Origin of the sequence: Streptomyces gobiensis (genome assembly GCF_021216675.1) — a bacterium.
Classification (GTDB): domain Bacteria; phylum Actinomycetota; class Actinomycetes; order Streptomycetales; family Streptomycetaceae; genus Streptomyces; species Streptomyces gobiensis.
In genome coordinates this window covers 4,783,192-4,806,764 of sequence record NZ_CP086120.1, presented here as the reverse complement: position 1 = coordinate 4,806,764, position 23,573 = coordinate 4,783,192, and the positions used below count along the sequence as shown (strand labels likewise).

Below are 23,573 nucleotides of genomic sequence, written 5' to 3'. Positions count from 1 at the left end.
TCAGTTGGAGTTCGTCAGTTGGTGTCCGGCCGCAGCGCGCTGGCGGGCCGGAAGGCCATCAGTCCCTGGCCGACGGTGAGCACGGTCTCGGCCCCGCTGCGGGTCTCGCCCTCGACGGTTACCGCGTCCTCGAACCGCCGGCCCAGCCGGATGTGGTGCTCCAGGACCTCGCCCGGCAGGACTGGACGCCGGTACTCGACACGGGAAGCGCCGCCGAAGAGCATCACACTGCCCTCCTGCGACCCGGGACCCGGATTCTCCGCGCCCGCCAGCAGGCCCGCCGCCTGTCCCCACGACTCCAGCAGCAGCACAGGCGGGTAGGCGAGGTCCTCATCCGCCGTGTCATGCGGCAGCCGGGAGTACCAGGGCTCGTTGAGTGTCACCGCCTTGATGGCGACCAGCCGTTTCCCGGGCACGACTTCGCGCACGGAGTCCACCAGCAGCATGGGATATCGGTGCGGCAGACTCCTGCGGACACCCGTGGAACCGATCACGATCGAGCCCTCATCCTGAGCAGGGCGCACCCGAGTACGCCATCGCGGTCGACGGACACCACCACGGCGACCCGGCCCGCCGCCTCGGCACTGGCCTGGGCGGAGGAGAGCACGGACACCGTCTGGAACGCGGCGGTGGCCGCGCCCGCGTCGCCCCACAGCCGCGCGCCCTGAATACGCTGGATCTTCGGCGAGCCGAAGACGTCGTCGACGGCGGCCCGTTCGGCGTCGCCCAGCGGTCCTTCGCCCGGCACAGAAGACACGGCCCAGACGTCGTCCAGCGTCACGCCCGTGCGGGCGACCGCGCGCCGCAGACATTCGATCAGCGAATGACGCAGGTCGGCGCCGGTGTGGATGCCGGTCTCCACTGCCAGCACATCGGCGAGCGCGGAGCCCTGGGCCTCCGCGGCGGGCTCCACCAGCAGCAGCGCGCACCCCTCTCCCAGCGGGGCCGCCGGTTCCGCCGCTGAGCGGCCGTGGTGCTCCAGCCAGGCCCGGGGGGCGGAGAGTTCCTCAGCACCACCGCACAGCGCGGCCTTGGCCCGCTCGGCGGCCAGCAACCGCAGCGAATAGCGCAGGGCGAGCAGCGGGGCGACGCGGCCGCCGGCGACAGTGGTGTTCGGGCCCTTGATCTGGTGCCAGATCGCGCACTGCGCCGCCGCGCTGTTCATGATGGCGTTGGGGATGCGCGCCGCGTCGATATAGAACGGCTTCTCGTGAATCAGGGTGTCGCGGGTGATGTCCATCATGGACTTCACGCTTCCGGTGGTGGTGCCAAGCACCAGCGCGGCCCGCTCTCCGGTCGCCACCGCGCTGCTGTGCGCGTTCTCCTCCAACAGCTCTCTGATGGTGGTGACGGCGAGCGCGGACACCCGGTCCATCGACCGGGTGCCCTTCTTGCCGAGGACTTCCCGAGCCGAGAAGCCAGGCACCGGAAGGTACGTCCCCGCGGGAAGCGGGCCCCACTCGTCCTCGCCACCGGGCTCGGCAGCCGTTGACGCCTGCTGGGTCAGGCCACGCTCGAAGCTGGCGCGACCGATGCCGAACGGCGAGACCGCGGACCATGTCGATATGACGAAGCCGCTCATGACGCCCCGCTGATCGCCTTGGCCACACGGTCGTCCCACTCCACGAGCCGGCCTTCCTTGCCGTTCTCCACCACGCCGTATCCATGGGTGATGGAACCGGTGGCCGTCTTCAGCAGACGGCCGTCACGGACCACGTAGTAGTCGAGCCGGGAGGTGTACATCAGGTTCTTGAAGACGCTGTCAACGCGGTAGACGACGTACAGGTCTTCCTCCAGCCGGGCCTCGTCCAGCAGCGTCAGGCTCGACTGGGTCACCGCCGGGATCCAGTTGCTCTCTTCCAGCAGGGCCCGGATCGAAATGCCGCGCGCGTCGACGAAGCGGTGCTTGGCTTCCTCCATCAGCCGTAGGTAGCCCGTGGCCTGCAGTCGCTCGAAGAAGTGCACAAAGGGGTAGGGGATGCGGAACTTCCAGGCGTAGGCGTTGTGTCCCGCGGTGAGCTGGTCGAGGACCGGATCGTTCTCGGTGGAGCCGCCGGAGACCAGCTCGTCGCCCGTGCCCGGGACAACGGGCTCGCCCGGCTCGGCGTTGCCTATGCGCTTGGTGACGAACCTCTCCAGGCCCTCGGGCACCGGCAGGCGGCGCAGCATGCGCGTGTCGTTCTCGTCGTAGCGCAGCACCGCTCGCACCTTGGAGGTGACGGCCTTCTTCCGCTCGCCGTCGCGGTCAACGGTGATCGACACCTTGAACGCCAGCTCGGCGGCGTCCTCCGTGGTGACGGGCTTCACCTCGATCGACGCCTCGTCGTCCACGATCAACGCGGTGCTCAGTCGGCTCTCGATATGCACGGTGTCAAACCCGAGGCCCTGCTGCTCATACAGCGCGCCGACCGGCAGGCCGCACCGGCGGAAGTGGTCGATAACAGACTTCTCGATCAGATAGCTGACATGTTTGAAGCCGATGATGGTGCCGATGTTGGCACCCTCATAGCCCGGTGTGTGGGTCACCGTCGTCGCCTCGGTGAGCAGTTTCTGCACTGCGGTGGCGGTCATCGTGCGCTCTCCATTCGTATACGGATGAACTGGTGGACAAAAGCGGCGAGTTCACCGGTGAACGTCCCAGTGGCCTCGACCATGGGAAAGTGCCCGCAGCCAGGTACGGGTGCGTACCTACCCAGCGGCAGACCCCGGGCCAGGGCGGCGCTCTCCGTCGTGGGGGTGACCGTGTCCCGGGTGCCGGAGAGGACCAGCGCCGGGACGTGGATTCGGCTGGTGGGGATCCAGGGTGTGCTCAGATACTGATCGAAGAATCGCGTCCAGCCGTAGGGCCCGATCCGCTCGCACACGCGTCGAGCCATGGAACCGTGCAGGTCAGCGTTGCCCCGGCCGCCGGCGACCACCCGGATGCCTTCTTCCATCGTCAGCAGGATCTTGTCGACGAGACCTGCCACGGTGTCCCAGTCGAACTCCCCGGGACTGGCGCGGTAGAAAGGCGCGACGAAGACGACGCCGCGCAGCCCATAGTGCTCGGCGGTGCCCTCCTCGCGGGTGAGCTGGTCGAGCAGCAGGGTCGCCGAGTAGGAGTGGGCGATGACCACGTCCACTCGGCCGGTGTCGTGGACAGTGCGGTCCAGCGCCTCACGGACCCAGTGACCCGGGTCCCGCTCATGGCTCCAGTCCGGCACTCCGCCGCCGCGCCAGGGCAGGTCTGCCACCGAGCAGACCAGCTCGGGCATGGCGGCGCGGAGGGAGTCCCAGATCGCGGCGTTGTTCGCCATACCGTGCAACAGCAGCGCCCGGGGGGCGGTGTTGGGCCCGTACGGCGCGTCGTGACGCAGCAGCAGCGGGGAGGTCCGTGCGGCGGCGCTCTGGCCGAGGGCCGTCACCGAGGTACCCGGGTGGGCGAGCGAAGCAGGACTCCCGCGGACGCGTCGTCGCCGGGCCCGCCCGCGACCGCGAGCACTGAGCCGGTCCGTCCTGCCGCGAACTGCCCGATGGCGGCAGCGCACTGCAGCACGCCCAGTACGCCTGAGGTGACACCCCAGTCCGGTGACAGATCGATCCGTTCGGTTCCGGCCAATACGTCATCGGCGGACGCCCCTTCGGGTCCGTACCAGCTGACCAGCGTTTTCCCCTCCACGCCGAGCGCGGTTACCACGCCGGGCACATCGGCCGCGCGCGCATACGGGCCTAGTTCCGCGAGTGGCGCGGCCCCGCGCTCGGTGGCGCTGGACGTGTGCTCAAGCACCAGAGCCACGGCTCCGTCCACCACGGGCCCGCTTCCGGCCAGGCCGCGCACCACCGGGTTGTCCGGCTCCGAGCCGAGCACCAGTGCGTAACGGGCGCGGCCGGCCGCGAGCCACGTCACCGCCCACCGCACAGCGTCCAGACCGGAGGTCGGGCCGTTGCAGACGGTCAGGTTGGGCCCGCGCAGGGCGAACCTGAGGGCGACCTCGGACGCGATGACATTGCTGGACAGATTGGGCGTCATGACGGGGCTGAGCAGTCTGCTGCTGCCGTCCTCCGCGATCGTCTGAACGACGTCGCAGACGGTGTCGAGGTTGCCGTAGTTGGAGCTTGCCACCACCCCTACGGATTGCGGCGGCACATCCACCGTGGCGCCCCTGCCCTCGCCTTCCATCAGGCCCGCGTCGCGCAGGGCGTCGTGTGCCGCGACCAGCCCGAGCTGGGTGGCCCGGTCCTTGTAGCGCAGGCCCTTCTTGCCGATTCGCGCCGCCGGATCGACCGGGGTGTTCTCTCCCCGCTCCGCGATCCCGGCTGGGAAGTCCACGCCGGGCAGAGCGAGGCCCAGACCGGTGATGAGGACCGTGTCACTCCCGCCCAGGGCGTCCGTTGTACGGGTCCGTTGTGTCATGACACACCTTCCACGACTGCCACCGCGTTGATCCCACCGAAGCCGAAGGCGTTGACCTGGGCGAGCGAGACGGCCTCAGCCGCAGCCCCGCCGCTCACCACCCGGAACTCCGCGATCTCCGCCATCGGGTCGTCCAGCGGCACGGTCGGTACGACCCGTCCGGTGTGCGCGCACTGGAGTGCGGTGATCAGTCCATGCAGCCCGGAGGCGCCGGAGGTATGGCCGGTCATCGCCTTGATCGCCGTCATCAGCGGGACCTTGACGTCATTCCCGTAGACCTCCCGCAGCGCCTGGGCCTCGCCCAGGTCGTTGGCGGGCGTGCCGGTCCCGTGCAGCATCACCAGATCGATGTCCGCGGGGGTGACGTCGGCGCGCAGATGGGCCTCGCGCATGGCGTCGGCGACCCGCGTGGGATCGGGTGCCGTCGGGTGTGAGGCGTCACAGTTGACGCCGACGCCGCGTACCCAGCCGCGAACCGACGTGCGGTCGCGCTGCTCCCGGCGCAGCACGATCGCCGCCGCGCCCTCGCCCAGTATCGTGCCCTTACGGTCGACGTCGAACGGCCGGAGGGCATCCGGAGGCACCGACTGCACCCGGTCGGAAATGCCGAACATACTCTCGGTGATGGCGTCGGTTCCCGCCACGACCACCGTGTCCGCGGCTCCCGCCGCGAGCATGTCGGTGGCGAGCGAGAGCGCGTAGAGCGACGCCGAGCAGGCGTTGGAGAAGGTGTATGTGCTCACAGCACCGAACCGGTCCCGCAGCGCTGTTCCAAAGTGCAGATCAGCCGCCGTGACGATGGCTCCATCGCGGCGCCACAGCTCCACGGAGCGCAGCTCCCGCAGCCCGGTGCCGACCAGCACCGGGGTGTCCCCCAGGTCCTGGGAAAGGCCGGCGTCGTCCAGCGCCTGTGCGATGGCGTCCACGAGGAAGCCGGTTGCCCGCAGCGGCCGATCGGCCCCGTCCGCACGGTCGTCGACTTCGTACAGCTCACGCGCCGTGTACCAGTCCTGATGGAAGCCGCGCAGCACAGCGCGTCCGCTTCGGCCGGCGCAGAGATTGCCGAACATCTCATCGGCGGTGCCGCCCACACTCGACAGGGCGCCCACTCCGATGATGGGCCATCGTGCGCTCACGTCTTCCCCTCCTCGTTGTCCTTGGCGGCTGTGCCGTCGATGTCGTCCTCTTCGCAGCGGCCGAGGATGACTACGGCGTTGTTCCCGCCGAAGGCGAGGCCGTTGTTCTGGACGATGCGCGGCGATGCGGCGACGGCGTGGTTGGGAACGCAGTCGATCTTGCAGTCCGGATCCGTCGTGCGGTGGTTGATGGTCGGCGGGATAAAGCCATGGCGGATCGACAGCGCACAGGCGATGGCCGCGAGCGCGCTCGCGGCGCCCATGGTGTGGCCAAGCATGGACTTGATCGACACGGTGCGTGGCGGGTTGTCCCCGTAGACATCGCGGATCGCGGTGGACTCCGTGATGTCGTTGGCCTTGGTCCCGGTGCCATGGGCGGAGATGAAGTCCACCTCCTCGGGCTTGACCCTGGCGTTCTCCAGGGCCAGGGAGATACAGCGCGCCACGCTGTCCTGCTTGGGCGCGACCTGGTGGTATCCATCGCAGTTGAGGCCGTATCCCAGCACCTCGGCGTAGATACGGGCGCCACGCCGCAGCGCGGACTCCAGGGTCTCCAGGACCAGAACGCCCGCGCCCTCCCCGGTGAGGATGCCCTTGCGGTCTGCATCGAAGGGGCGGCAGACATCCGGCGCGATGGTGCCCAGCCGGTAGAAGCCGGCGAACGTCTTACGGCACATGGCGTCGGCGCCGCCGCAGAGCGCCACGTCCACCTCGCCGGAGCGCACCGCGTCAAAGCCGTAGCCGATGGCGTAGTTTCCCGCCGCGCAGGCGGTCGGAATGGTCACGGCCTCAACATCGGTGAGCTCCAGCTCCTGTGCGGCGGCGACCGACAGTCTGCTGGCCCGCACCCGGCCCGCGATGGCCGGGTCCATGCCCTCAGGACCGTTTTCGATCTCGGTAGCCACAAGGCGGTCCAGGTCATACGACTCACCGTCGGTGGTACCGAGCGAAACCAGCGCACGGCGGCCACGCAGCTCGGCACTGTCCAGCCCGGCATCCTCGACCGCCATACGCGCGGCGGCCACCGAGAACTGGCTTGCCCTGCCAAGAGACTCAACCGGGAGGTTGCGTATCCAGCGCTCCGGCTCGAAGTCCAGGATCTCGCACCCGTTGGCGTATGCGAATCCTTCAGCATCGAAAGCGGTGATTGGCTTGGCGCCGTTCAGTCCCGCCCGAAGCCCGGCTGCGAAGTTCTCCACACCGATTCCGATGCTGGAGAACACGCCGAATCCAGTCATGACGACACGTCTGTCCGCATTGAGCGCCAGCCCGGCCTGTTCAGAAGTCATCGACCTGCTCATTCCCGAATCGACCGGGCTGATTCTTGTGGCATATACGTGCCACAAGAACGCCCGGTACCGACAACACCCATGCAGCGGGACTACTTCTGGCCCGCGGCTTCCCCGACGACCTCGGCGACGCCGAGCAGGTTCACCATGCGGGACAGCTCGGCCTGATCGATGACCACGCCGAACTCCTTCTCCAGGGCCGCCAGGATCTCGATGGCGCGGAGTGAGTCGGCCCCGTACTCCTCCTTGAAGAGACCGTCGGGAGTGACCTCGTCCTCCTCCAGTTCCAGGATCTCGCAGACGATTTCCTTAATCTTGCCGAAACGCTCGTCGATAGCCGAAGTCATAGGTATTAGCTCCACTTGCCGTTTACTCTGGGATTAGCTCGCGCTGCTGCACGGCCAACGAAGACACATGACAAGAGTGCCTAACTCCATGGCCGGGACGCACAAAAGTCGGCCGCTTGGGCAGGAAAGTGCCACCAGGCTGCAAGAGAATGCCACCTGCGGCCTTTCGGGAGCCGTCGGCGGTGGCTACGTCACCACGTATCGTTTTGCGAACACACAGAAATGAAAGAGCCGCCCAGCCCGCATACACGGGCTGGGCGGCTCTCAGCTGCCGCCGTCGAAGGCGGCGTTGAACCGGTCGCGGTCAGGCGGAGACCGCGACCGCGACCCCCAGCAGAGCCAGAACGCAGCACAGCGGACCGTAGGCACGCCGATTCAGCCGCGTGTAGTCCGGGTTCCCCTTGGAGGCGGTGAACGGTTCGACGGCGCCCCGCAGGGCCAAGACCGCGACCAGCCCCCACATACCCCACACATACATCCAGTCGGGAACAAAGCGCAGCCCATCCCAGCGCGCCGCGAGCGCGAGGTATCCAGCGCCGATCAGCACCACGCCCACCACGGCCGTAAGCGGCTCGGACGGCACGTCCTCAGAGTCCGACAGGACCTTGCGCGTCAGCTCCTCCTTGGACGAGAACGGCCAGTAGATCCCGATGGCCCAGCAGAGGTGAAGCACGCCGATGAAGGCGAGCAGGACAGCGAGAAGAAGAGCCGCGGCATTGGTCACTTGGTACTCCATGATCTTGTCTATGCAGGGTTCTGTGGTGGAGGACGTCTGCCCTGCACCACTATCGCGCGGCCAGCTCCGCCTCGTCCGCCGTGCCCGCCGCCTCGGCCTGAGCCGCCGACTCGATCTGCGCCGCGGTGCGGACCCCGCGCAGCAGCAGGAAGCTCATCAGGGCGAGGAACAGAACGGTGGCGCCGCAGACCAGGGCGGTCGCGGCCAGTCCGTTGGTGAACGCGTCAAAGGCAGAGCCGGTCAGATTCCCGGCCTGCTCCGGGGGGAGTTGTTTGGCCACCTCCACCGCGCCGGGCAGGGTGTCACCGGCCACGTGTGCGGCCTCGGCGGGTATCCCATCGGGCACGCCGCCCTTCATGTCATTGCGGAAGACCGCCGCGCCGATGCTGCCGAGGATGGCGATGCCCAGTGAGATCCCGAACTCCATGCTGGTCTCCGACATGGCGGCAGCCGAACCGGATTTCTCGGCCGGGGCCGCGCCGACCACCAGGTCGGTGCCGAGCGCGAAGACGGGTCCCAGACCGGCGAACATCACGACCATGCCGGTAACCAGCGTGGGCATGCTGTCGGAGGGCTCGACCTGGCTCAGGATGAAGTACCCCACGGCGGAGACAACCAGCCCGGTGCCGAGCAGATAGCCGGGGCGGATCCAGCGGATCAGCTCGGGGGCGACGCCGGCGGTCACGATCATCGCACCCGCCGAAGGCAGCATCCACAGACCCGCCTTGAGCGGCGACAACGCCTCGATGAGCTGGAGGTACTGCGAGACGAGCAGATAGACGCCGCCCACCACTCCCACACCGATCAGCAGCACAGTGAGCGCCGCACTGAACGCCCGGTTGGCGAACAGGCCCAGATCCAGCAGCGGTTCGGCGAGGTTACGCTGCCGCAGGACGAACAGCAGGCCCAGCAGAAGCCCCGCCACGATGGCGACGACAGGGGCCCCGGCCATGCCGTCTTCCGCCAGCTCCTTGACGCCCCAGATAACCGGGATCACGGCACCCAGCGAGAGCACCACGCTGACCAGGTCGATGCGGTGCTGGGACTCCGTACCCCGGAACTCCGGCAGCAGGAAGGGCGCGGTCACCAGCAGGATGACCATGACCGGTACCGCCAGCAGGAAGACCGAGCCCCACCAGAACCACTCCAGCAGCAGCCCGCCGACGACGGGCCCGATGGCGATTCCGGAGGAGAAGCAGGCGGCCCAGATGGCGATCGCCGTCGCGCGCTGCTTGGCCTCCAGAAACATATTGCTGATCAACGACAGTGTCGACGGCATCAGGGACGCACCCGAGACGCCCATCAGCGCGCGGGCCGCGATCAGCATCTCGGCGCTGGTGGAATACGCGGCGAGCACCGACGCGGCGGTGAAGCCCACCGCACCGATCATCAGCAGCCTCCGGCGACCCACCCGGTCACCGAGCGACCCCATGGTGATCAGGAAGCCGGCAATCAGGAACCCATAGATGTCGATGATCCACAGGATCTGGTTGCTCGACGGGTTCAGGTCCGCGCTGAAGTGCGGCATAGCAAGGTAGAGCACGGTGACGTCGAGTGACAGCAGGATGGTCGGCAGCGCCAGCACCGCCAAGCCCAGCCACTCGCGCGCTCCGGCCTTCCGCACTGTCTGCGCGGGAGAACTCAACTCCATGAGGGGTCTCTCCTTCTACGAGCTCTTAGGGGAAGCCAGCGATTCCTCGGACCGGACTGCCGTGTCGGTCCGGTACTTGTCGAGCTCAAAGATCCTGGCCCGTCGGCGGAAGCGCCAGGAGCGTTCTGGCCAGTTGGTGACCACGCGTCCGTGCTCGTTGCGGTACCAGTTACTGCAGCCGGACACCCAGACCGATCTGCTCAGCTTGCTCTGGATCTCCTCGTCGAACTTCCGCCACACGTCTGGGCGGACGGACAAGTAGCTCCCCTCGGGAAGGTCCCTGATCCGCTCCACGGCCTGCCTGATATACGGGAACTGGCTCTCCAGCATGTACATCACCGAACCACTGCCGAGGTCGGTATTGGGCCCGTAGACGATGAACATATTCGGGAAGTTGGGCACCGCCATGCCGAGATACGCGTGGGCTCCCTCCTTCCACTGCTCGGACAGCAGCCGGTTGTCCAGGCCCGTGATCTTCATATGTCCGAAGATGTCGAAGGTCTTGAAGCCGGTGCCGTAGATGATCACGTCGAACTCGTTCTCCACACCGTCCACAGTGCGGATGCCCCGAGGTGTGATCTCCTCGATGCCCTCCGTCACCACCTCGACATTGGGCTGGGTGAGCGCGGGATAGAACTTACTGCTGAACAGAACCCGCTTGCAGCCGAATTCATCGTCCGGGGTGAGCTTCTCGCGCAGCTCCGGATCGCGCACCTGCTTCTTGAGGTGACCCAGACTCATGAATTTCACAAGTGGCCGCATCTTCGGCCACTTGGTGAGGAACTGCTGGCCGATTTCCATCAAGTACCAGAACATGAAGCGATCAAGGTCCTGAAGAATCCGCACGCGCTTGTAGCGGTGTCGCCGCTCCTCGTAGCTGAAGTTGTGGTACGGCATGATGTACGGCGCGGACCGTTGGAAGAGCGTCATACTCGCGGCTTGCTCTTGTACGTGCGGGACGAACTGCAGGGCGCTGGCGCCCGTACCGATCACCGCGACACGCTTGCCTTCCAGCGAGACATCGTGGTTCCAGCGAGAGGAGTGCCACGACCGGCCCTCGAAGCTGTCGCGCCCGGGTATGGAGGGCAGGCGGGGGCGGGCCAGGGTGCCGACGGCGGGGATGACCACATCGGCGATGATTTCCTCGCCCTGTTCGGTGACCACCGACCAGTCTCCGGTCTCCTCCCGGAAGCTGGCCCCTACGACCGTGGCGTTGAACTTCATATGGGGTATCAGACCGTACTTCTCCGCGACTGAGCGGATGTACCGCTGGATCTCTGCTTGACCCGAGTAGCGGTGTGTCCACCGCGTGCCCTTCTCGAAGGAGTATGAGTAGAGCGTCGAGGGGACGTCGCACGCGGCACCCGGATAGGTGTTGTCGCGCCAGACGCCGCCGACATCGTGTCCCTTCTCCAGGATCACGAGGTTGTCCACCCCGGCCTTCTTGAGGTGGACGGCCACGCCGACTCCCCCGAGGCCGGTGCCGATGATGACGACCTTGAGGCCCTTTGAGCCCCCGGCATCGCTTGTCATGGTTAGCGCTCCGTTCGTCGGCTATGACTGTGTGGAACGGGAAGTGGCCGCGCAGCACTGGGGCGTGGGCCGGTACGCCCGGGCGCTGGCGCGCGGACCCCGAGCGGGGACGGGTGTCGCGAAGGAATCGCTGCTAGTAGGGCTTTGTTAGGTGGCGTCGGGCGTCTGGGAGACCAAGCGCTCGACATCACGCGCTGAGCCCCAGGACTGGCTGACGCCAAAGGGGCCGTGCCCGTAACAATGGATGATCCGCGAGGCGCCGACCGCTTCCTCCTCCAGCCGGGCCTGTTCCCGGCCGACCCGGAGACCGACGGTGTGGCCGATGACCTCGACGTCCTTCAGCTTCGGTTCAAAGCGCGCACAGCGTTCGAGGATGCCCCGGGCGTCGGCCATGTCGGGTTCCAGATTCCAGTTGCCCGGCTGGTAGACACCGCCCAGCAGCACCTTGTCGTGGTGCGGGAAGAAGGCGGTCCACTCCGGGGTGTCGACTCCCTCCATGTACCAGTAGTCGATGCCGGGGTTACGCACGACCACATGCTGGCCGCGAACGGGGGTGACCCCCTCATCGCCCGCCAGCTCACGTGCGCCGACCCCCGTGCAGTTGACAACCACGGGCGAGACGTCCGTCGCCTCGCCGAGCTTGCTGATCCTCTTGCGCTCGATCTGTACCCCCGCCGCGGCGAGACGGCCCGTCAGATAGCGCAGATAGGTGGGGAGGTCCACCAGCGGCACTGTTGACCACCAGCCCAGCCCCATGCCCTCGGGCAGTTCGTCAGGCGAACAGACCTTGACCTCTGGCATCTCCGCCAGCCACGGCTGCGGTTCGTTCCACATATCCGTGACCGCGAGACCGCGCTCCTGGTGGACTCCCGTTTCCAACGAATTCTGGGAGAGCTTGGCGAACTCGCTGTACGTCGCCAAGCTCCATCCGGCTTCCCTTTCCGCGAATCCAGGAATCCACAGCCCACTGGCTGCCGCGGAAGTAGATTCTTCCGGCAGGGATTCCGCCCACACACGGACCTGGTGACCTGCTTCCGCGATACAGACCGCCGAGGTCAGCCCGATCACTCCGGCTCCGACTACCAAGACTTCCTTTGTCATGGCGCCGAGGCTAGCGACAGCCCGCGCGAACACTCTTCAGCCTGCGGCCCGCTGTCATCAACCTGCCCCTCGGTGGCTGCCCCTCCGTCCCGCGCACCCGGCCGCGGTCGGCACATAGCTGTCACGCCTCACCCTGCGCTCCCCTTCGGCAACCAAGAAGCCGTCCGTTCCGGAAGCCACCTGGACGCGGCCTCCGGTCATCGGGGTTCCCGCAGGCGCAATGGTCGTGGCGGAGGACTTCCGCAGCTGCGCGGCGAGGGCACCCGCCTCGAAGCGGGTCCGCGCCCCGAGTTCACGCAGTATCTCCGCCACATAGCGGCGGTACGTGCGCACGGACATGTCCAGCTTGCGCGCCGCGACTTCGTCAGTGTCCCCTGAGCTGAGCGATTCAAGCACCTGACGCGTATACATCTGACGTCGCAGGTTCCCGGATACTTCCTGGTCGGCCAGGACTTGTGCGTTCTTCCACGCTTCGTCGAAGAGGGTGTGCATTCCGTGTATCACCACAGAGGACTGGATGACCGAGGCGCGGCGTCCGTCAAAGGACCCCGTGCAGACCAGTCCCACCTTTCCATCGATGATCGCCGCGTGCAGCATCGAGACACGTGCCACCTGTACGTCGAAGAGAGCCTTGCCCTCTTTGCTGTACCGCTGGGCGAGCACCATGTCCTGCATGGACGACGGGCACAGTAGACGAACATGCATCCTGCCGCCGTGTACGGGCAGATGGGAGTGGAGCGCAGCGAAGATTTCTTCCGCGCCGCCGACCTCACTGGACATCGCCAGACTGATCGAAGTTTCGGCTTGCTGTATCAGGCGGGCTGACGCCTCCCCGATCCGGTCGGGGTCGGTACGGATGACCGCGGTCCGTGTCTCTCGCGCCGCACGCTGACGATGCAGTGCGATAGTCGAGTCAAGAAGGGAACGGATCTCCCGCAGAGACCGCTCCATATAGCCCTCGGACTGTAAATCTGTGGTCAACTCTGCCTGATGTCCGCTGACCGGAGATATCTGAACACATTCCTCTGACAAAACTTACCCCGTTGATGATCTAACACACTGTCGCCCCGACTCCCCGACTGAGTGAATAGCCTCTCATAGGCAGCTCACTTGCCTCACTTTCGTTGAGACTTACTCAGCCTATCGGGGGTACCTCCGGAAGGAGGCCAAGTTCTACCGCCCTTAATCCTGCCTGAAACCTTGATGTCACTCCGAGTTCACGCATGATATCGGCGACTCGTCGACGGTAGGTCCTGACCGACATATTGAGCGCCTCGGCGGCACGTTCGTCGGTTTCCCCGGAACGGAGCCGCTCCATCACCTCTCGCCATGCCTCCTGGTGGAGGAGTTCACTCAGCCGGCGATAGTCGGCGATCTTCCGGCTTCCCGCCCACGCTCCGGCGAGCAGCAGATCGAAGGCCCTTACCGTCGCAAGGTCCTTGATGAGAAGCGCCCCTTCTCCTGGCTGATCAGATCGCACAAGGGCCGTCCAGCCGTCCACGATGAGGACGTCTCGCACATCTTCGCCGGCCACTCGGACTTCACATCCGGTGGCGTTAAATAAGGGGTCAAGCCCCTCCCCCTGAATCAGCGTGGGGCCGCTGAGCAACCGGACAACGATCCGATCACCCTTGACCGCGAGGAAGTTGAGAAGGGCGGGGACTGTGCTGGTGAAACACTCCGCCCCCTCGCTGGAGACGGCCATATTCACGGTATACCTGGCCTGCTGGAGCAACTTGGTGAGACTTTCCACGACGGCCGTCTCATCGACCCAGCCACCAGAGGCCCGCAGCTCGCGCCGCTCATGATTCAGTGACATCGTCTGCTCCACGATGTCACTCGCTAACAGAAGAGCATTCTCAATCCCGTCCACTCCCGCGTCAGCATCGCCAACCGGAGCGGTCATATGGTGGGAATCGCTCGGCATCACTAGTCCTGCCCCCCGTGATCACCAGTCGACCCAGTGGGTCGCACCATGCCCCCCGGGCGCGTCTACGACGTTGCTGCGAGCCCAAGAAGGTTCCGCTTAGCAAGATTCAGCCAAACAACTGTCCGGAAAACTACACGAGCCCATAGAGCCGGTCAACAGTGAAACTGTTCAAGTATCAATAGACACCTCAGGCTTGCAGCCGTGACCTGGGCGTCTTGACTGTTCTGGCAGCGATGGATTCCCCTTATTGACTTGAGTGATAATACGCCATTCAACAATCATGGATTGTCTCGGCTCTCCCCGTGACTGGCACCTTGTTACTACTGCATTCATGAGGAATACCGCCTTCCTGAAGCCGGACCCTGCCGAATCAAACCGGGAAGCGGCACCACGATGTGCCGCCAACAAGAATCAGGCGGGGACGGCGAACGGCGACCGACCGATCCGGCATCTACCGGAGGATTGGACTCCAGATAACCGCAGACAACGCGCCGTTCTGCGATCTCCTCTGCACGCACGCTCGCGCTCCCGCCGATGGCTGCGTCCCCGCCTGCTATGTGGCCGCCGCAGCAACGTACAACGGGACGCCATCCTCGGGACATGTGACGGCAGGTAGCTGACAGAAGGAGCACACGGAGTCACAGTCCTCCTGCGCCTCCTCCATCACCGGCCATCTACAGCATGAACATCACAAGAACTCGTGCCCGCACAGGAGCCGGCTCCCTGCCGGGGACACGGGCGGCGCGCCGGGTTCAGCTCTGCTCCGGGACCAGACGCAGGGAGATGGAGTTGATGCAGTACCGCTGATCGGTCGGGACCGGGTAGCCCTCGCCCGTGAAGACATGGCCCAGATGTGAACCGCAGCGCGCGCAGCGCACCTCGGTACGGGTCATACCGAAGGAGAAGTCGTCGATCAGCTCGACGGCCGAGGAGTCGGCCGGATCGTAGAAGCTCGGCCAGCCGCAGTGCGAGTCGAACTTCGTGTCCGAGCGGAAGAGTTCGGCGCCGCAGGCGCGGCAGCTGTAGACACCGGTGGTCTTGGTGTCGGTGTACTCGCCGGTGAAGGCCGGCTCCGTGCCGCCCTGCCGCAGGACGCGGTATTCGGCGTCCGTGAGCTCCGCGCGCCACTGCTCATCCGGCTTGTCGACCTCGTACGACATCAGCGGTCCCCTCAGTGCTCCTCAGTGCGCCAGCCGGTCCAGGATCTTCGGGCCGAGCTCGGTGACATCGCCCGCGCCCATGGTGAGAACGAGATCACCGGACCTGGCCATTTTGGCGATGGCCTCGGGGACATCGTCACCGCGGTGCACAGCGGTGACATCGGCCCGGTGCGCGCGGGCCGCGTCAATGATGAGTTCGCTGGTGACGCCGGGGACCGGGTCCTCACGGGCCGGGTAGATGTCGAGGACGACCGAGGCGTGGGCCAGCGCCAGGGCCTCGCCCATCTCGGTGCCCAGCTCCTGGGTTCGGCTGAACAGGTGCGGCTGGAAGACGACCAGGACCCGGCTGTCGGGGGCCGCCCCCCGGATGGCCTCCAGATCGGCGGTCATCTCGGTGGGGTGGTGGGCGTAGGAGTCGATGACCTGGACACCGGCCGCCTCGCCGATGAGCTGAAGGCGGCGCTTGACGCCGGTGTACGAGGCCAGCGCGGGGGCCAGTTCACCCGCCGGGACGCCGGCGGCGATGCCCGCGGCGAGGGCGGCGACGGCGTTGTAGGCGTAGTGCTTGCCGGGGACCGAGACGGTGAAGGTGAGCTCCTCACCGTCCAGCAGGATGGCGACCTTGCTGGTCAGGCCCTGCGGCTTCACGGCGAGGATCCGGATGTCGGCGTCCGCCGACTCGCCGTAGGTGACGGTCCGCACCCCGTCCAGACGGCGGGTCAGCTCGCGGGCACCGGCCTGGTCGGCGGAGATGACCAGGGTGCCGCCGGGGCGGATTTTGCCGACGAAGGTCTCGAAGGAGTCGTAGATCTCCTCCATCGAGGCGTAGTTGGCATGGTGGTCCAGCTCCACATTGAGGATGACCGCGACCTCGGGGGCGTACTGGTGGAAGCTGCGGTCGCTTTCATCCGCCTCAGCGACGAAGATCTCGCCGGCGCCATGGTGGGCGTTGGAGCCGGGGGCGTCCAGGTCGCCGCCGATGGCGTAGGAGGGGTCCAGACCGAGGGTGCGCAGGCTGACCGCGAGCATCGAGGTGGTGGTCGTCTTGCCGTGGGTGCCCGCGATGGCGATCGGGCGGCGTCCCTGCATCAGCGCGGCGAGCGCCTCGGAGCGGTGCAGGACGGGGATGCCGCGCTGGGTGGCGGCGGCCAGCTCGGGGTTGTCCGCACGGATGGCGCTGGAGATGACGACGCTGGTGACATCGGGAGCCAGATGCTCGGCGGCGTGCCCGATGTGCACGACCGCGCCGAGGGCACGCAGCGCCTCCGCGGTGGCGGACTCCTTGGTGTCACTGCCCACAGCCAGCACACCACGCTGGGCGAGGATCTTCGCGATCCCTGACATTCCGGCTCCGCCGATGCCGATGAAGTGCGGCTTGTCCATGCCGAACGGCTCAGCCGATGTCATGTACGGGTCTCCCTCGGTTAGCTGCGTCTCCGGACCGGGATCCGATTCTCTCACCTCGGCCACGCGCCCGGTGGCATCACACCGGGCTGGCATCACACCGGGCGGATCAGGCCAGCGGCCAGCCCCGCCGCGATCGCGGCGGTCCGGCTGTCGACGTCGAGCTTGTCGTAGATATGGACCAGATGTGTCTTGACCGTCGCCTCACTGATGAAGAGGCGGCGGGAGATCTGCTTGTTGGCCAGCCCCTCGGCGAGAAGCTGCAAGATCTGCGACTCGCGCGGGGAGAGCGCCGGGCGGCCCGCGCGGACCCGGCCCAGCAGCCGGGCGGCGACGGTCGGTGCCAGCACGGTCTCACCACGGGCCGCCGCGTGAACGGCGGCGGCGACCTCCTCGGGCGGTGCGTCCTTGAGGAGATAGCCGGTGGCCCCGGCTTCCACGGCGGCGAGGATGTCGGCATCGGTGCTGTAGGTCGTGAGGATCAGCACCGCTGGTGGGTCGGGCAGGGCGGTGATACGGCGGGTGGCCTCGACACCATGCATGCCGGTGCCCATCTGGAGGTCCATCAGAACGACGTCGGGGCGGGGCCCGGTGTGGAGAAAGGCCAGCGCCCCGGCGCCGTCGCCTGCTTCGCCGACAGCCTCCAGACCGGGCAGATCGTCGACCATCGCGCGCAGCCCGCGCCGCACCACCGGATGGTCGTCGACGAGCAGTACCCGGGTCATGAGGCGACCGCCAGGGGCGCCGTCACCGGCAGCGCCGCCGCCACCGCCGTGCCCTCACCGGGCGCCGACTCCACCGTCAGGGTGCCGCCCAGCTCGGCGATCCGCTCCCGCATACCGTGCAGACCGAAGGTCGGCCGGCCGCCCTGCGGGCTCTCGCCGGGGGTGAAGCCGATTCCGTCGTCGTAGATGTCCAGGGCGACCTCCCGGTCCAGGAAGGACAGCGTTACGGCGGCGTGCCGGGCCTGTGCGTGCCGGGCGACATTGGCCAGCGCCTCCTGGGTGAGACGGAGCAGCGCCACCTCGGCCTCGACGGGCAGCGGGCAGGGCTCGCCGTCCAGCTGGAAGGAGATCTCGGTCCCGCCGCCGGTGTCGGTGCCATGGCGCTGGGTGAGGCGGCGCAGCGCCTCGGGCAGCGGGGCGTCGGCCAGGGCGGGCGGGGTGAGCGCCTGAACGAAGCGGCGGGCCTCGGCGAGGTTGTCGGCGGCGGTACGCCCCGTCTCCCGGATCCGTATCCGGGCCGTAGCGGTGTCCGCCCGGTCCGGCAGGGCGGACTCCGCAGCCCGGCTGAGCAGCACGATGCTGGACAGGCCCTGGGCGAGGGTGTCGTGGATCTCCCGGGCCAGCCGCTGCCGCTCGGCGAGCTTGCCCGCTTCGCGCTGCGAGGCGGCGAGCTGGTCGCGGGTGCGCATCAGGTCGTCGATGAGCCGCTGCCGCTCCCGGCTCTCCCGGTAGAGCGCGGCATAGCCGTAGGCGGTGAGGACGGCGACGGCCGCTCCGGCGGTGGGGCCGATGACCTTGGCCATGGTCAGCCCGCCGGCGCCGGTGGCCTGCGCGGCGATGACGGCGGTGGTCGCCAGGGCGACGGCGGGCAGCGCCCAGCGGGGCCGCAGCATATGGAGGAAGAGGAAGAAGAGCGGGAAGGCCAGATAGCTGAAGTTGTGGTCGAGTGCCAGCAGCGCCAGCCACAACAGGCTGACGGCGCCGAGCCAGACCAGGACCCGCGCCCGTGGCGCCCGCCGGTGCTCATCGAGGACCCCCAGCGCGTACACCACGCCGAGCAGGATCGCCGGCAACAGCAGCCGGCCGGGCGCCGGGGCGAGCGCGATGACCAGCAGCACATAGAACGCGCCGTGCAGCCCGGCGCGCAGCAGCCGCACCGCGGGGGTCGAAGGCATGCCTGGGGTGCTCACAGCTTCCGAGGGTACGGGCGCCCCGGCCGCGCCCCGGCCGGTCCCGGCATCAACCGTTCGATGGATTTCCGGGTACGTCGGACGCGGGAGCACAGGACCGTACGTGTCCTTGATGGCAGCGGCCCGCCGACCGAGCACGGTGGTGGTACCCGTCGCTCCGACCCAGGGAGACCCCCGTTGTTCGTCGCTCTCCGTGACATCCGCTTCGCCAAGGGGCGATTCGCCCTGATGGGGTCGGTAGTCACCTTGCTCACCACGCTGGTGGTGTTTCTCTACGGTCTCACCGGCGGGCTGGCCCGCGATGCCTCCTCGGCGGTCGCCGACCTCCCGGTGGACGCCATCGTGTTCGGTGCCCCGGCCGGTGCCGACCCGCAGGTGTCGTTCACCAACAGCAGCATCACCCCGGAGCAGGCCAAGGCGTGGGGCGAGGCGCCGGGTGTGGCGGCCGCCGAGCCGCTGGGGGTCGCCATGACCCGGGTGACCGGGGAGCGGGCGGCGGGCTCGGTGAGCCTGTTCGGCGGGGACCGGTCGCTGCTGCCGCCGCTGCGCTCCGGGACGGCCCCCGAGCGCGGCCAGTCGGCGGTGAGCCGGGCGGTGGCCGAGGAGTACGGGCTCACGGTCGGGGGGAAGGTGCGGCTGGGTACCCAGGAGCTGACGGTGTCCGGCATCACCGAGGACCGCGCTTACGGGCACGCTCCCACCGTATGGACGGACCTGCCCACCTGGGAGCGGGTCAGCGGGCAGCGGCAGCCCACCGTGCTCGCCCTCAGCGAAGACGGCGGCACCGCCGCCGATACGGCGGCCGTGGACAAGCGGCAGTCCACCAGGACCGTCTCCCGTGCCGACGCGCTGGACGGGATCGCGGCCTTCGTCGCCGAGCAGGGCAGCCTCCAGCTCATCCAGGGCTTTCTCTTCACGGTGAGCGCCCTGGTGACCGGCGCCTTCTTCACCGTGTGGACGGTGCAGCGCAGGCCGGACATCGCGGTGCTCAAGGCAGTGGGTGCGAGCAGTACGTATCTGGTGCGGGACGCGCTGGCCCAGGCGCTGGCGATACTGAGCGCGGGCGCCCTGCTCGGGGCGGGCCTCGGGATGCTCGGTGGAGTCTTCGCGGCCCGGAGTGTGCCGTTCGCGCTGGGAGCGGAGACCGTGGCCATGCCGGTGGCGGCCATAGTGCTGCTGGGGCTCGTCGGTGCCGCGCTGGCCGTACGCCGTATTACCTCCGTTGACCCGCTGATCGCGCTGGGAGCGAACCGATGACCACGATGAGCCCAGCCCTGTGCCTGGACAATATCCGGCTCACCTACCCCGATGGTGACCGGCGGCTGACCGCGCTGGACGCGGTGTCCCTGCGGGTGGCGGCCGGTGAACTGGCGGCGGTGGCCGGGCCGTCCGGCTCCGGCAAGTCCTCGCTGCTCGCGGTGGCGGCGACACTGCTGCGGCCGGACTCGGGGCGGGTGCTCATCGATGGCCGGGACACCGGAGAACTGTCCGAACGGGAGCGCACCGCGCTGCGCCGGGACAGTGTCGGCATCATCTTCCAGCAGCCCAATCTGCTGGCTTCGCTGACCGCCCAGGAGCAGCTGCTGGTGACGGCCCATGTACGGGGCGGGCGGAAGGCCGTGGACCGGCGGCGCGCGGCGGAGCTGCTGGATTCCGTGGGGCTGTCCGGCAACAAGCAGCACCGGCGCCCACATCAGCTGTCCGGCGGCGAGCGGCAGCGGGTGAACATCGCCCGGGCGCTGTTCGGGGGCCCGGCGGTGCTGCTGGTGGACGAGCCGACCGCAGCACTGGACCAGGAACGAGGTGACCAGATCGTGGACTTGCTGGTGGAGGTCACCCGGCAGCATGGCACCGCGACCGTGCTGGTCACTCATGATCACGGGGTGCTGGGGCGGGCGGACCGGGTGCTGGCGATGGCCGACGGACGCCTCAGTCTCAGCCTCAGTCGGACTCGGAGTGCGCGAACAGCTTGAGCACCGGCACCCCCACCTTGTGCCGGGCCCGGGAGGCCCAGTCGCGGTGGAAGAACTCCTCGACCAGATGCGGCGCGGTCAGCACGATGACCTCGTCCGCCTCTGTCTGCTCGACGATGGAGGTGAGCAGGCTGAGCGGGTGCTTCTCCACGATCTGCCCGACGGCCTGCGCCCCGGCGTCGCGCAGGGATTTGAGCGAGTGCTCCAGGCCGAGCCGGGCGGGCGGCAGGGCCTCTTCGGCCTCCGGCTCATCGGCCTCGTGGACGGCCTCCTCCAGCTGGCCCAGCGCCACATCGTCCAGTGCTCGCAGCAGCCGGTCCTGACGGCCACGCGGCTGCATCAGGACCACGAACGAGACCGGCTCGTCGCCATGCAGGGTGGTCACAAGCTCCACATCGGTGGGCACCAGCGGCTTCTCGATCATCAGTACGGTCGTGAACACAGCGGGTGCCCTTCTTCTCCGCGGCTCGTGAGAGCCCGAACAGAAACCATCCTGCCCCGTGACCGCACGGGGTGTGCACTCTTCAGTCTGCCCGACCGGAGGCAAGCGGAATGACATATTCCGCCGATAGTCAGATCCGACGGTAACGCGTGAACAGAAACCCGGCCTCCTCGAGCACGGACTCCAGCGACAGATCCACGGGTACCTCAAGCGCGGGGCCGTTCATAATCCGCGCGGCGGCTCCGGAGGTGATCCGGGGCGCCACGGTCAGACAGAGCTCATCCAGCACCTGGGCCGCGGCGAACTGGCCCAGCAGCCGGGGCCCGCCCTCGGTGAGCAGCCGGGTGAAGCCCCGCTCCGCCAGCGCCGCGGGCACCCGGGCGGGGTCCACGCCCACGCCCTCCCCCGCGACGATCACCTCGGCACCGGCCTTACGGGCCTCGGTCACCCGGTCCAGCGGCGCTGCCGCGCCCGTGACCAGCAGTGTCGGCGTCAACGGCTCGCTGAACAGCGGAGCGCTGAAGTCCAGCTCCAGGCTGGCGCTCACCACCGCGATCGCCGGAGCGGGCGGCTGCCCGGCGGCTGCCCGGCGGGCGGCGAAGGCCTCCCGCGCCTTCGCGGGCCGGTATCCCTCCTGGCGTACTGTCTGCGCACCGACGATCACCGCGTCCGCGAGGCCGCGCAGTACGCCGAAGATCCGCATATCCGCCTTGCCGGACAGCGGCTGCGAACGCCCCTCGTGGTGGGCGGCGCCGTCCAGCGAGGCGACCATGTTGCCGCGCAGCCAGCCGCCTGGGGCGGCGGCCTCGGGGTAGGCGTAGGCCTCGGCTAGCTGGTCGAGGGTCCACTCGTGGTCGACGGCGGTCTCGGGAGAACAGGGGAACAAGCGTCGCATACGCGGCAGTCTGGCACGCCCCCCGGACCGGGGCGCTGCCCCGGGGCGGAGGTTTCCGCCCCCTCCCGGCTGTACCGGCATGCGCCTCCGCCGCGTGGCGGGGCTCCGCCCCCGGCTGCGGGGGTGCCGGTGGTGGGCTTCCCCGTATCCCGCCCCTTCCCGGCTGCACCGATATGCGGCTCCGCCGCGCGGCGGGGCTCCACCCGGCTGCGAGGGCGCCCTGGGTGGGTGTCCCCGTATCCCGCCCCTTCCCGGCTGCACCGGCATGCGGCTCCGCCGCGCGGCGGGGCTCCACCCGGCTGCGGGGGTGCCGGGGTGGGCTTCCCCGTATCCCGCCCCTTCCCGGAAACCGGGGCGTAGCCCCGGGGCCCCGGGGGTGGCCGGGTGCGGGCCGGTGGCCGGGTTGTGCCCACCCACAGCCCCTCGCGGGGGCTGCGAGTGCCCACAACGGGGGTGGGGGTCTGGGGGCGAAGCCCCCAGTTTTCGGGAAGGGGCGGGGCCGGGGACAGTCCGGCGGCCGGGTGCCCACAGCAGGGTGGCGAGCGGGGCCCCGTAGAGTTGTAGGCGTGCCGACCTCCCCCGCTGCCCCGCGTTCCGCCGCCGAAGCCGAGCATGAGTCACCCGTCTCGCTGTGCGAGCGTGAGCCGTATGTGCCCGCCGAGCAGCTCGTCGCGGAGATGGTGCCGCCGCCGCGCTTTGACGCGGTCCGCTTCGAGACGTATATCCCGGACCCGAACCAGCACAGCCAGGCCGAGGCGGTCGGCGTCCTGAGTGGTTTCGCGGACGGGCTCGGTGGCGCCCCGGCAGCGGGCGGCGGGCGTAAGCGCTGGTTCCGGCGGGAGGCCAAGCCCACCGCGACCGGCCCGCGCGGGGTCTACCTGGACGGCGGCTATGGCGTCGGCAAGACGCACCTCCTCGCCTCCCTGTGGCACGCCACCCCGGCGCCCCCCGAGCACAAGGCGTTCGGCACGTTCGTCGAGCTGACAAACCTCGTCGGCGCGCTCGGTTTCCAGCAGACCGTACGCACCCTCAGCGACCATCGGCTGCTGTGCATCGATGAGTTCGAGCTGGACGACCCGGGGGACACGGTCCTGGTCTCCTCCCTGCTCAGCAGGCTCGTCGAGGCTGGCGTCGCCCTGGCCGCCACCTCCAACACCCTCCCCGGCAAGCTGGGAGAGGGCCGCTTCGCCGCCGCCGACTTCCTCCGCGAGATCCAGGGGCTGTCCGCCCACTTCCGCCCGCTGCGTATCGACGGCGAGGATTACCGTCACCGCGGACTGCCCGAGGCCCCGGCCCCGTACAGCGACGACCAGGTCACCCAGGCCGCGCACCACACCCCCGGCGCCAGCCTGGATGACTTCCCGTCCCTGCTGGAGCATCTGTCGAAGGTCCACCCGAGCCGCTACGGGGCGCTGTGCGACGGGGTCAGCGCGGTCTGCCTGACCGATGTGACGCCCGTGCCGGACCAGTCGACCGCGCTGCGCCTGGTGGTGCTCGCTGACCGGCTCTACGACCGGGAGGTTCCCGTGCTCGCCTCGGGAAAGCCCTTCGATGAGCTGTTCAGCGAGGAGATGCTGAAGGGCGGGTACCGCAAGAAGTACTTCCGCGCGATCTCCCGGCTCACCGCCCTGGCTCGCGACGCCAAGGAGCTCGTCCGGCCGTAAACCG

Annotated in this window: 23 protein-coding genes; 3 read left to right on the top strand and 20 right to left on the bottom strand. The window is 68.3% G+C overall.

What is annotated here, in order from left to right; translation table 11 throughout:
- Positions 1–14: 14 nt before the first annotated feature.
- From test1122_RS22345 to test1122_RS22260, 18 genes are all read right to left on the bottom strand, one after another.
- The gene (locus test1122_RS22345; RefSeq protein WP_232270953.1) at positions 15–494 is read right to left on the bottom strand and encodes a 3-hydroxyacyl-ACP dehydratase FabZ family protein; all 480 of its coding nucleotides are present in this window, start codon (positions 492–494) and stop codon (positions 15–17) included.
- The gene (locus test1122_RS22340; protein ID WP_232270952.1) at positions 491–1,582 is read right to left on the bottom strand and encodes a beta-ketoacyl synthase N-terminal-like domain-containing protein; all 1,092 of its coding nucleotides are present in this window, start codon (positions 1,580–1,582) and stop codon (positions 491–493) included. The genes test1122_RS22345 and test1122_RS22340 overlap by 4 nt, the downstream gene beginning before the upstream one ends.
- A complete protein-coding gene (locus test1122_RS22335; RefSeq protein ID WP_232270951.1) occupies positions 1,579–2,571 on the bottom strand; it encodes an acyl-CoA thioesterase in 993 nt (330 codons plus the stop codon). The genes test1122_RS22340 and test1122_RS22335 overlap by 4 nt, the downstream gene beginning before the upstream one ends.
- Positions 2,568–3,404 carry an alpha/beta fold hydrolase gene (locus test1122_RS22330; protein WP_232270950.1) on the bottom strand — a complete coding sequence of 279 codons (837 nt, stop codon included), beginning with the start codon at positions 3,402–3,404 and terminating at the stop codon, positions 2,568–2,570. Before test1122_RS22330 ends, test1122_RS22335 begins: the two co-directional genes overlap by 4 nt.
- Positions 3,401–4,393 (bottom strand): beta-ketoacyl synthase N-terminal-like domain-containing protein, encoded by a 993-nt coding sequence (locus test1122_RS22325; RefSeq protein ID WP_232270949.1) that lies wholly within the window; start codon positions 4,391–4,393, stop codon positions 3,401–3,403. The genes test1122_RS22330 and test1122_RS22325 overlap by 4 nt, the downstream gene beginning before the upstream one ends.
- Positions 4,390–5,529, bottom strand: a complete 1,140-nt coding sequence (locus test1122_RS22320; protein ID WP_277879871.1) for a beta-ketoacyl-[acyl-carrier-protein] synthase family protein — start codon at positions 5,527–5,529, stop codon at positions 4,390–4,392. Before test1122_RS22320 ends, test1122_RS22325 begins: the two co-directional genes overlap by 4 nt.
- Positions 5,526–6,818 carry a beta-ketoacyl-[acyl-carrier-protein] synthase family protein gene (locus test1122_RS22315; protein ID WP_232270948.1) on the bottom strand — a complete coding sequence of 431 codons (1,293 nt, stop codon included), beginning with the start codon at positions 6,816–6,818 and terminating at the stop codon, positions 5,526–5,528. Before test1122_RS22315 ends, test1122_RS22320 begins: the two co-directional genes overlap by 4 nt.
- Before the next feature lie 92 nt (positions 6,819–6,910).
- Positions 6,911–7,165: an acyl carrier protein gene (locus tag test1122_RS22310; RefSeq protein WP_232270947.1), complete on the bottom strand. Its 255-nt coding sequence runs from the start codon at positions 7,163–7,165 to the stop codon at positions 6,911–6,913.
- 304 nt (positions 7,166–7,469) lie between these two features.
- Positions 7,470–7,889 carry a DUF3995 domain-containing protein gene (locus tag test1122_RS22305; RefSeq protein ID WP_232270946.1) on the bottom strand — a complete coding sequence of 140 codons (420 nt, stop codon included), beginning with the start codon at positions 7,887–7,889 and terminating at the stop codon, positions 7,470–7,472.
- Between the two features lie 61 nt (positions 7,890–7,950).
- Entirely contained in the window at positions 7,951–9,552 is a 1,602-nt protein-coding gene (locus test1122_RS22300; protein ID WP_232270945.1) for an MFS transporter, read from the bottom strand.
- Positions 9,553–9,567: 15 nt separating this feature from the next.
- On the bottom strand, positions 9,568–11,085 hold the full coding sequence (locus tag test1122_RS22295) for a flavin-containing monooxygenase (protein WP_232270944.1): 1,518 nt from the start codon (positions 11,083–11,085) through the stop codon (positions 9,568–9,570).
- A gap of 147 nt (positions 11,086–11,232) precedes the next feature.
- The gene (locus tag test1122_RS22290) at positions 11,233–12,186 is read right to left on the bottom strand and encodes an FAD-dependent oxidoreductase (RefSeq protein WP_232270943.1); all 954 of its coding nucleotides are present in this window, start codon (positions 12,184–12,186) and stop codon (positions 11,233–11,235) included.
- 57 nt (positions 12,187–12,243) lie between these two features.
- Positions 12,244–13,137, bottom strand: coding sequence for a LuxR family transcriptional regulator (locus test1122_RS22285; RefSeq protein WP_232270942.1), 894 nt, complete (start codon positions 13,135–13,137; stop codon positions 12,244–12,246).
- A gap of 184 nt (positions 13,138–13,321) precedes the next feature.
- The gene (locus test1122_RS22280) at positions 13,322–14,113 is read right to left on the bottom strand and encodes a helix-turn-helix transcriptional regulator (RefSeq protein ID WP_232270941.1); all 792 of its coding nucleotides are present in this window, start codon (positions 14,111–14,113) and stop codon (positions 13,322–13,324) included.
- Positions 14,114–14,868: 755 nt separating this feature from the next.
- Complete coding sequence (gene msrB, locus test1122_RS22275; RefSeq protein ID WP_232270940.1) at positions 14,869–15,276, bottom strand: peptide-methionine (R)-S-oxide reductase MsrB; 408 nt, start codon at positions 15,274–15,276, stop codon at positions 14,869–14,871.
- A 21-nt stretch (positions 15,277–15,297) separates the two neighbouring features.
- Positions 15,298–16,659 (bottom strand): UDP-N-acetylmuramate--L-alanine ligase, encoded by a 1,362-nt coding sequence (murC, locus tag test1122_RS22270; RefSeq protein WP_232272031.1) that lies wholly within the window; start codon positions 16,657–16,659, stop codon positions 15,298–15,300.
- Positions 16,660–16,775: 116 nt separating this feature from the next.
- On the bottom strand, positions 16,776–17,405 hold the full coding sequence (locus test1122_RS22265) for a response regulator (RefSeq protein ID WP_232270939.1): 630 nt from the start codon (positions 17,403–17,405) through the stop codon (positions 16,776–16,778).
- Positions 17,402–18,580: a sensor histidine kinase gene (locus test1122_RS22260; RefSeq protein ID WP_232270938.1), complete on the bottom strand. Its 1,179-nt coding sequence runs from the start codon at positions 18,578–18,580 to the stop codon at positions 17,402–17,404. Before test1122_RS22260 ends, test1122_RS22265 begins: the two co-directional genes overlap by 4 nt.
- 192 nt (positions 18,581–18,772) lie before the next feature.
- Between test1122_RS22260 and test1122_RS22255 the strand changes: the two genes are divergently transcribed.
- Both test1122_RS22255 and test1122_RS22250 read left to right on the top strand, forming a co-directional pair.
- Complete coding sequence (locus test1122_RS22255) at positions 18,773–19,852, top strand: ABC transporter permease (protein ID WP_232270937.1); 1,080 nt, start codon at positions 18,773–18,775, stop codon at positions 19,850–19,852.
- Positions 19,849–20,568: an ABC transporter ATP-binding protein gene (locus test1122_RS22250; protein WP_232270936.1), complete on the top strand. Its 720-nt coding sequence runs from the start codon at positions 19,849–19,851 to the stop codon at positions 20,566–20,568. Before test1122_RS22255 ends, test1122_RS22250 begins: the two co-directional genes overlap by 4 nt.
- Here test1122_RS22250 and test1122_RS22245 read toward each other — a convergent pair.
- Both test1122_RS22245 and test1122_RS22240 read right to left on the bottom strand, forming a co-directional pair.
- Positions 20,537–21,010 carry an indole-3-glycerol phosphate synthase gene (locus test1122_RS22245; RefSeq protein ID WP_232270935.1) on the bottom strand — a complete coding sequence of 158 codons (474 nt, stop codon included), beginning with the start codon at positions 21,008–21,010 and terminating at the stop codon, positions 20,537–20,539. The genes test1122_RS22250 and test1122_RS22245 overlap by 32 nt on opposite strands.
- A gap of 130 nt (positions 21,011–21,140) precedes the next feature.
- Entirely contained in the window at positions 21,141–21,905 is a 765-nt protein-coding gene (locus test1122_RS22240) for a pyrimidine reductase family protein (RefSeq protein WP_232270934.1), read from the bottom strand.
- Between the two features lie 566 nt (positions 21,906–22,471).
- On the opposite strand from test1122_RS22240, the gene zapE reads away from it, so the two are divergent.
- Positions 22,472–23,569 carry a cell division protein ZapE gene (zapE, locus tag test1122_RS22235; RefSeq protein ID WP_232270933.1) on the top strand — a complete coding sequence of 366 codons (1,098 nt, stop codon included), beginning with the start codon at positions 22,472–22,474 and terminating at the stop codon, positions 23,567–23,569.
- Positions 23,570–23,573: the final 4 nt, after the last annotated feature.

Coding starts and splice junctions, on each gene's coding strand:
- test1122_RS22300 (WP_232270945.1), bottom strand. CDS start 9,552: ATGGAGTTGAGTTCTCCCGCGCAGACAGTGCGGAAGGCCGGAGCGCGC.
- test1122_RS22325 (WP_232270949.1), bottom strand. CDS start 4,393: ATGACACAACGGACCCGTACAACGGACGCCCTGGGCGGGAGTGACACG.
- msrB (WP_232270940.1), bottom strand. CDS start 15,276: ATGTCGTACGAGGTCGACAAGCCGGATGAGCAGTGGCGCGCGGAGCTC.
- test1122_RS22335 (WP_232270951.1), bottom strand. CDS start 2,571: ATGACCGCCACCGCAGTGCAGAAACTGCTCACCGAGGCGACGACGGTG.
- murC (WP_232272031.1), bottom strand. CDS start 16,659: ATGGACAAGCCGCACTTCATCGGCATCGGCGGAGCCGGAATGTCAGGG.
- test1122_RS22240 (WP_232270934.1), bottom strand. CDS start 21,905: ATGCGACGCTTGTTCCCCTGTTCTCCCGAGACCGCCGTCGACCACGAG.
- test1122_RS22295 (WP_232270944.1), bottom strand. CDS start 11,085: ATGACAAGCGATGCCGGGGGCTCAAAGGGCCTCAAGGTCGTCATCATC.
- test1122_RS22340 (WP_232270952.1), bottom strand. CDS start 1,582: ATGAGCGGCTTCGTCATATCGACATGGTCCGCGGTCTCGCCGTTCGGC.
- test1122_RS22285 (WP_232270942.1), bottom strand. CDS start 13,137: ATGGAGCGGTCTCTGCGGGAGATCCGTTCCCTTCTTGACTCGACTATC.
- test1122_RS22315 (WP_232270948.1), bottom strand. CDS start 6,818: ATGACTTCTGAACAGGCCGGGCTGGCGCTCAATGCGGACAGACGTGTC.
- test1122_RS22290 (WP_232270943.1), bottom strand. CDS start 12,186: ATGACAAAGGAAGTCTTGGTAGTCGGAGCCGGAGTGATCGGGCTGACC.
- test1122_RS22260 (WP_232270938.1), bottom strand. CDS start 18,580: ATGCCTTCGACCCCCGCGGTGCGGCTGCTGCGCGCCGGGCTGCACGGC.
- test1122_RS22280 (WP_232270941.1), bottom strand. CDS start 14,113: ATGCCGAGCGATTCCCACCATATGACCGCTCCGGTTGGCGATGCTGAC.
- test1122_RS22265 (WP_232270939.1), bottom strand. CDS start 17,405: ATGACCCGGGTACTGCTCGTCGACGACCATCCGGTGGTGCGGCGCGGG.
- test1122_RS22250 (WP_232270936.1), top strand. CDS start 19,849: ATGACCACGATGAGCCCAGCCCTGTGCCTGGACAATATCCGGCTCACC.
- test1122_RS22310 (WP_232270947.1), bottom strand. CDS start 7,165: ATGACTTCGGCTATCGACGAGCGTTTCGGCAAGATTAAGGAAATCGTC.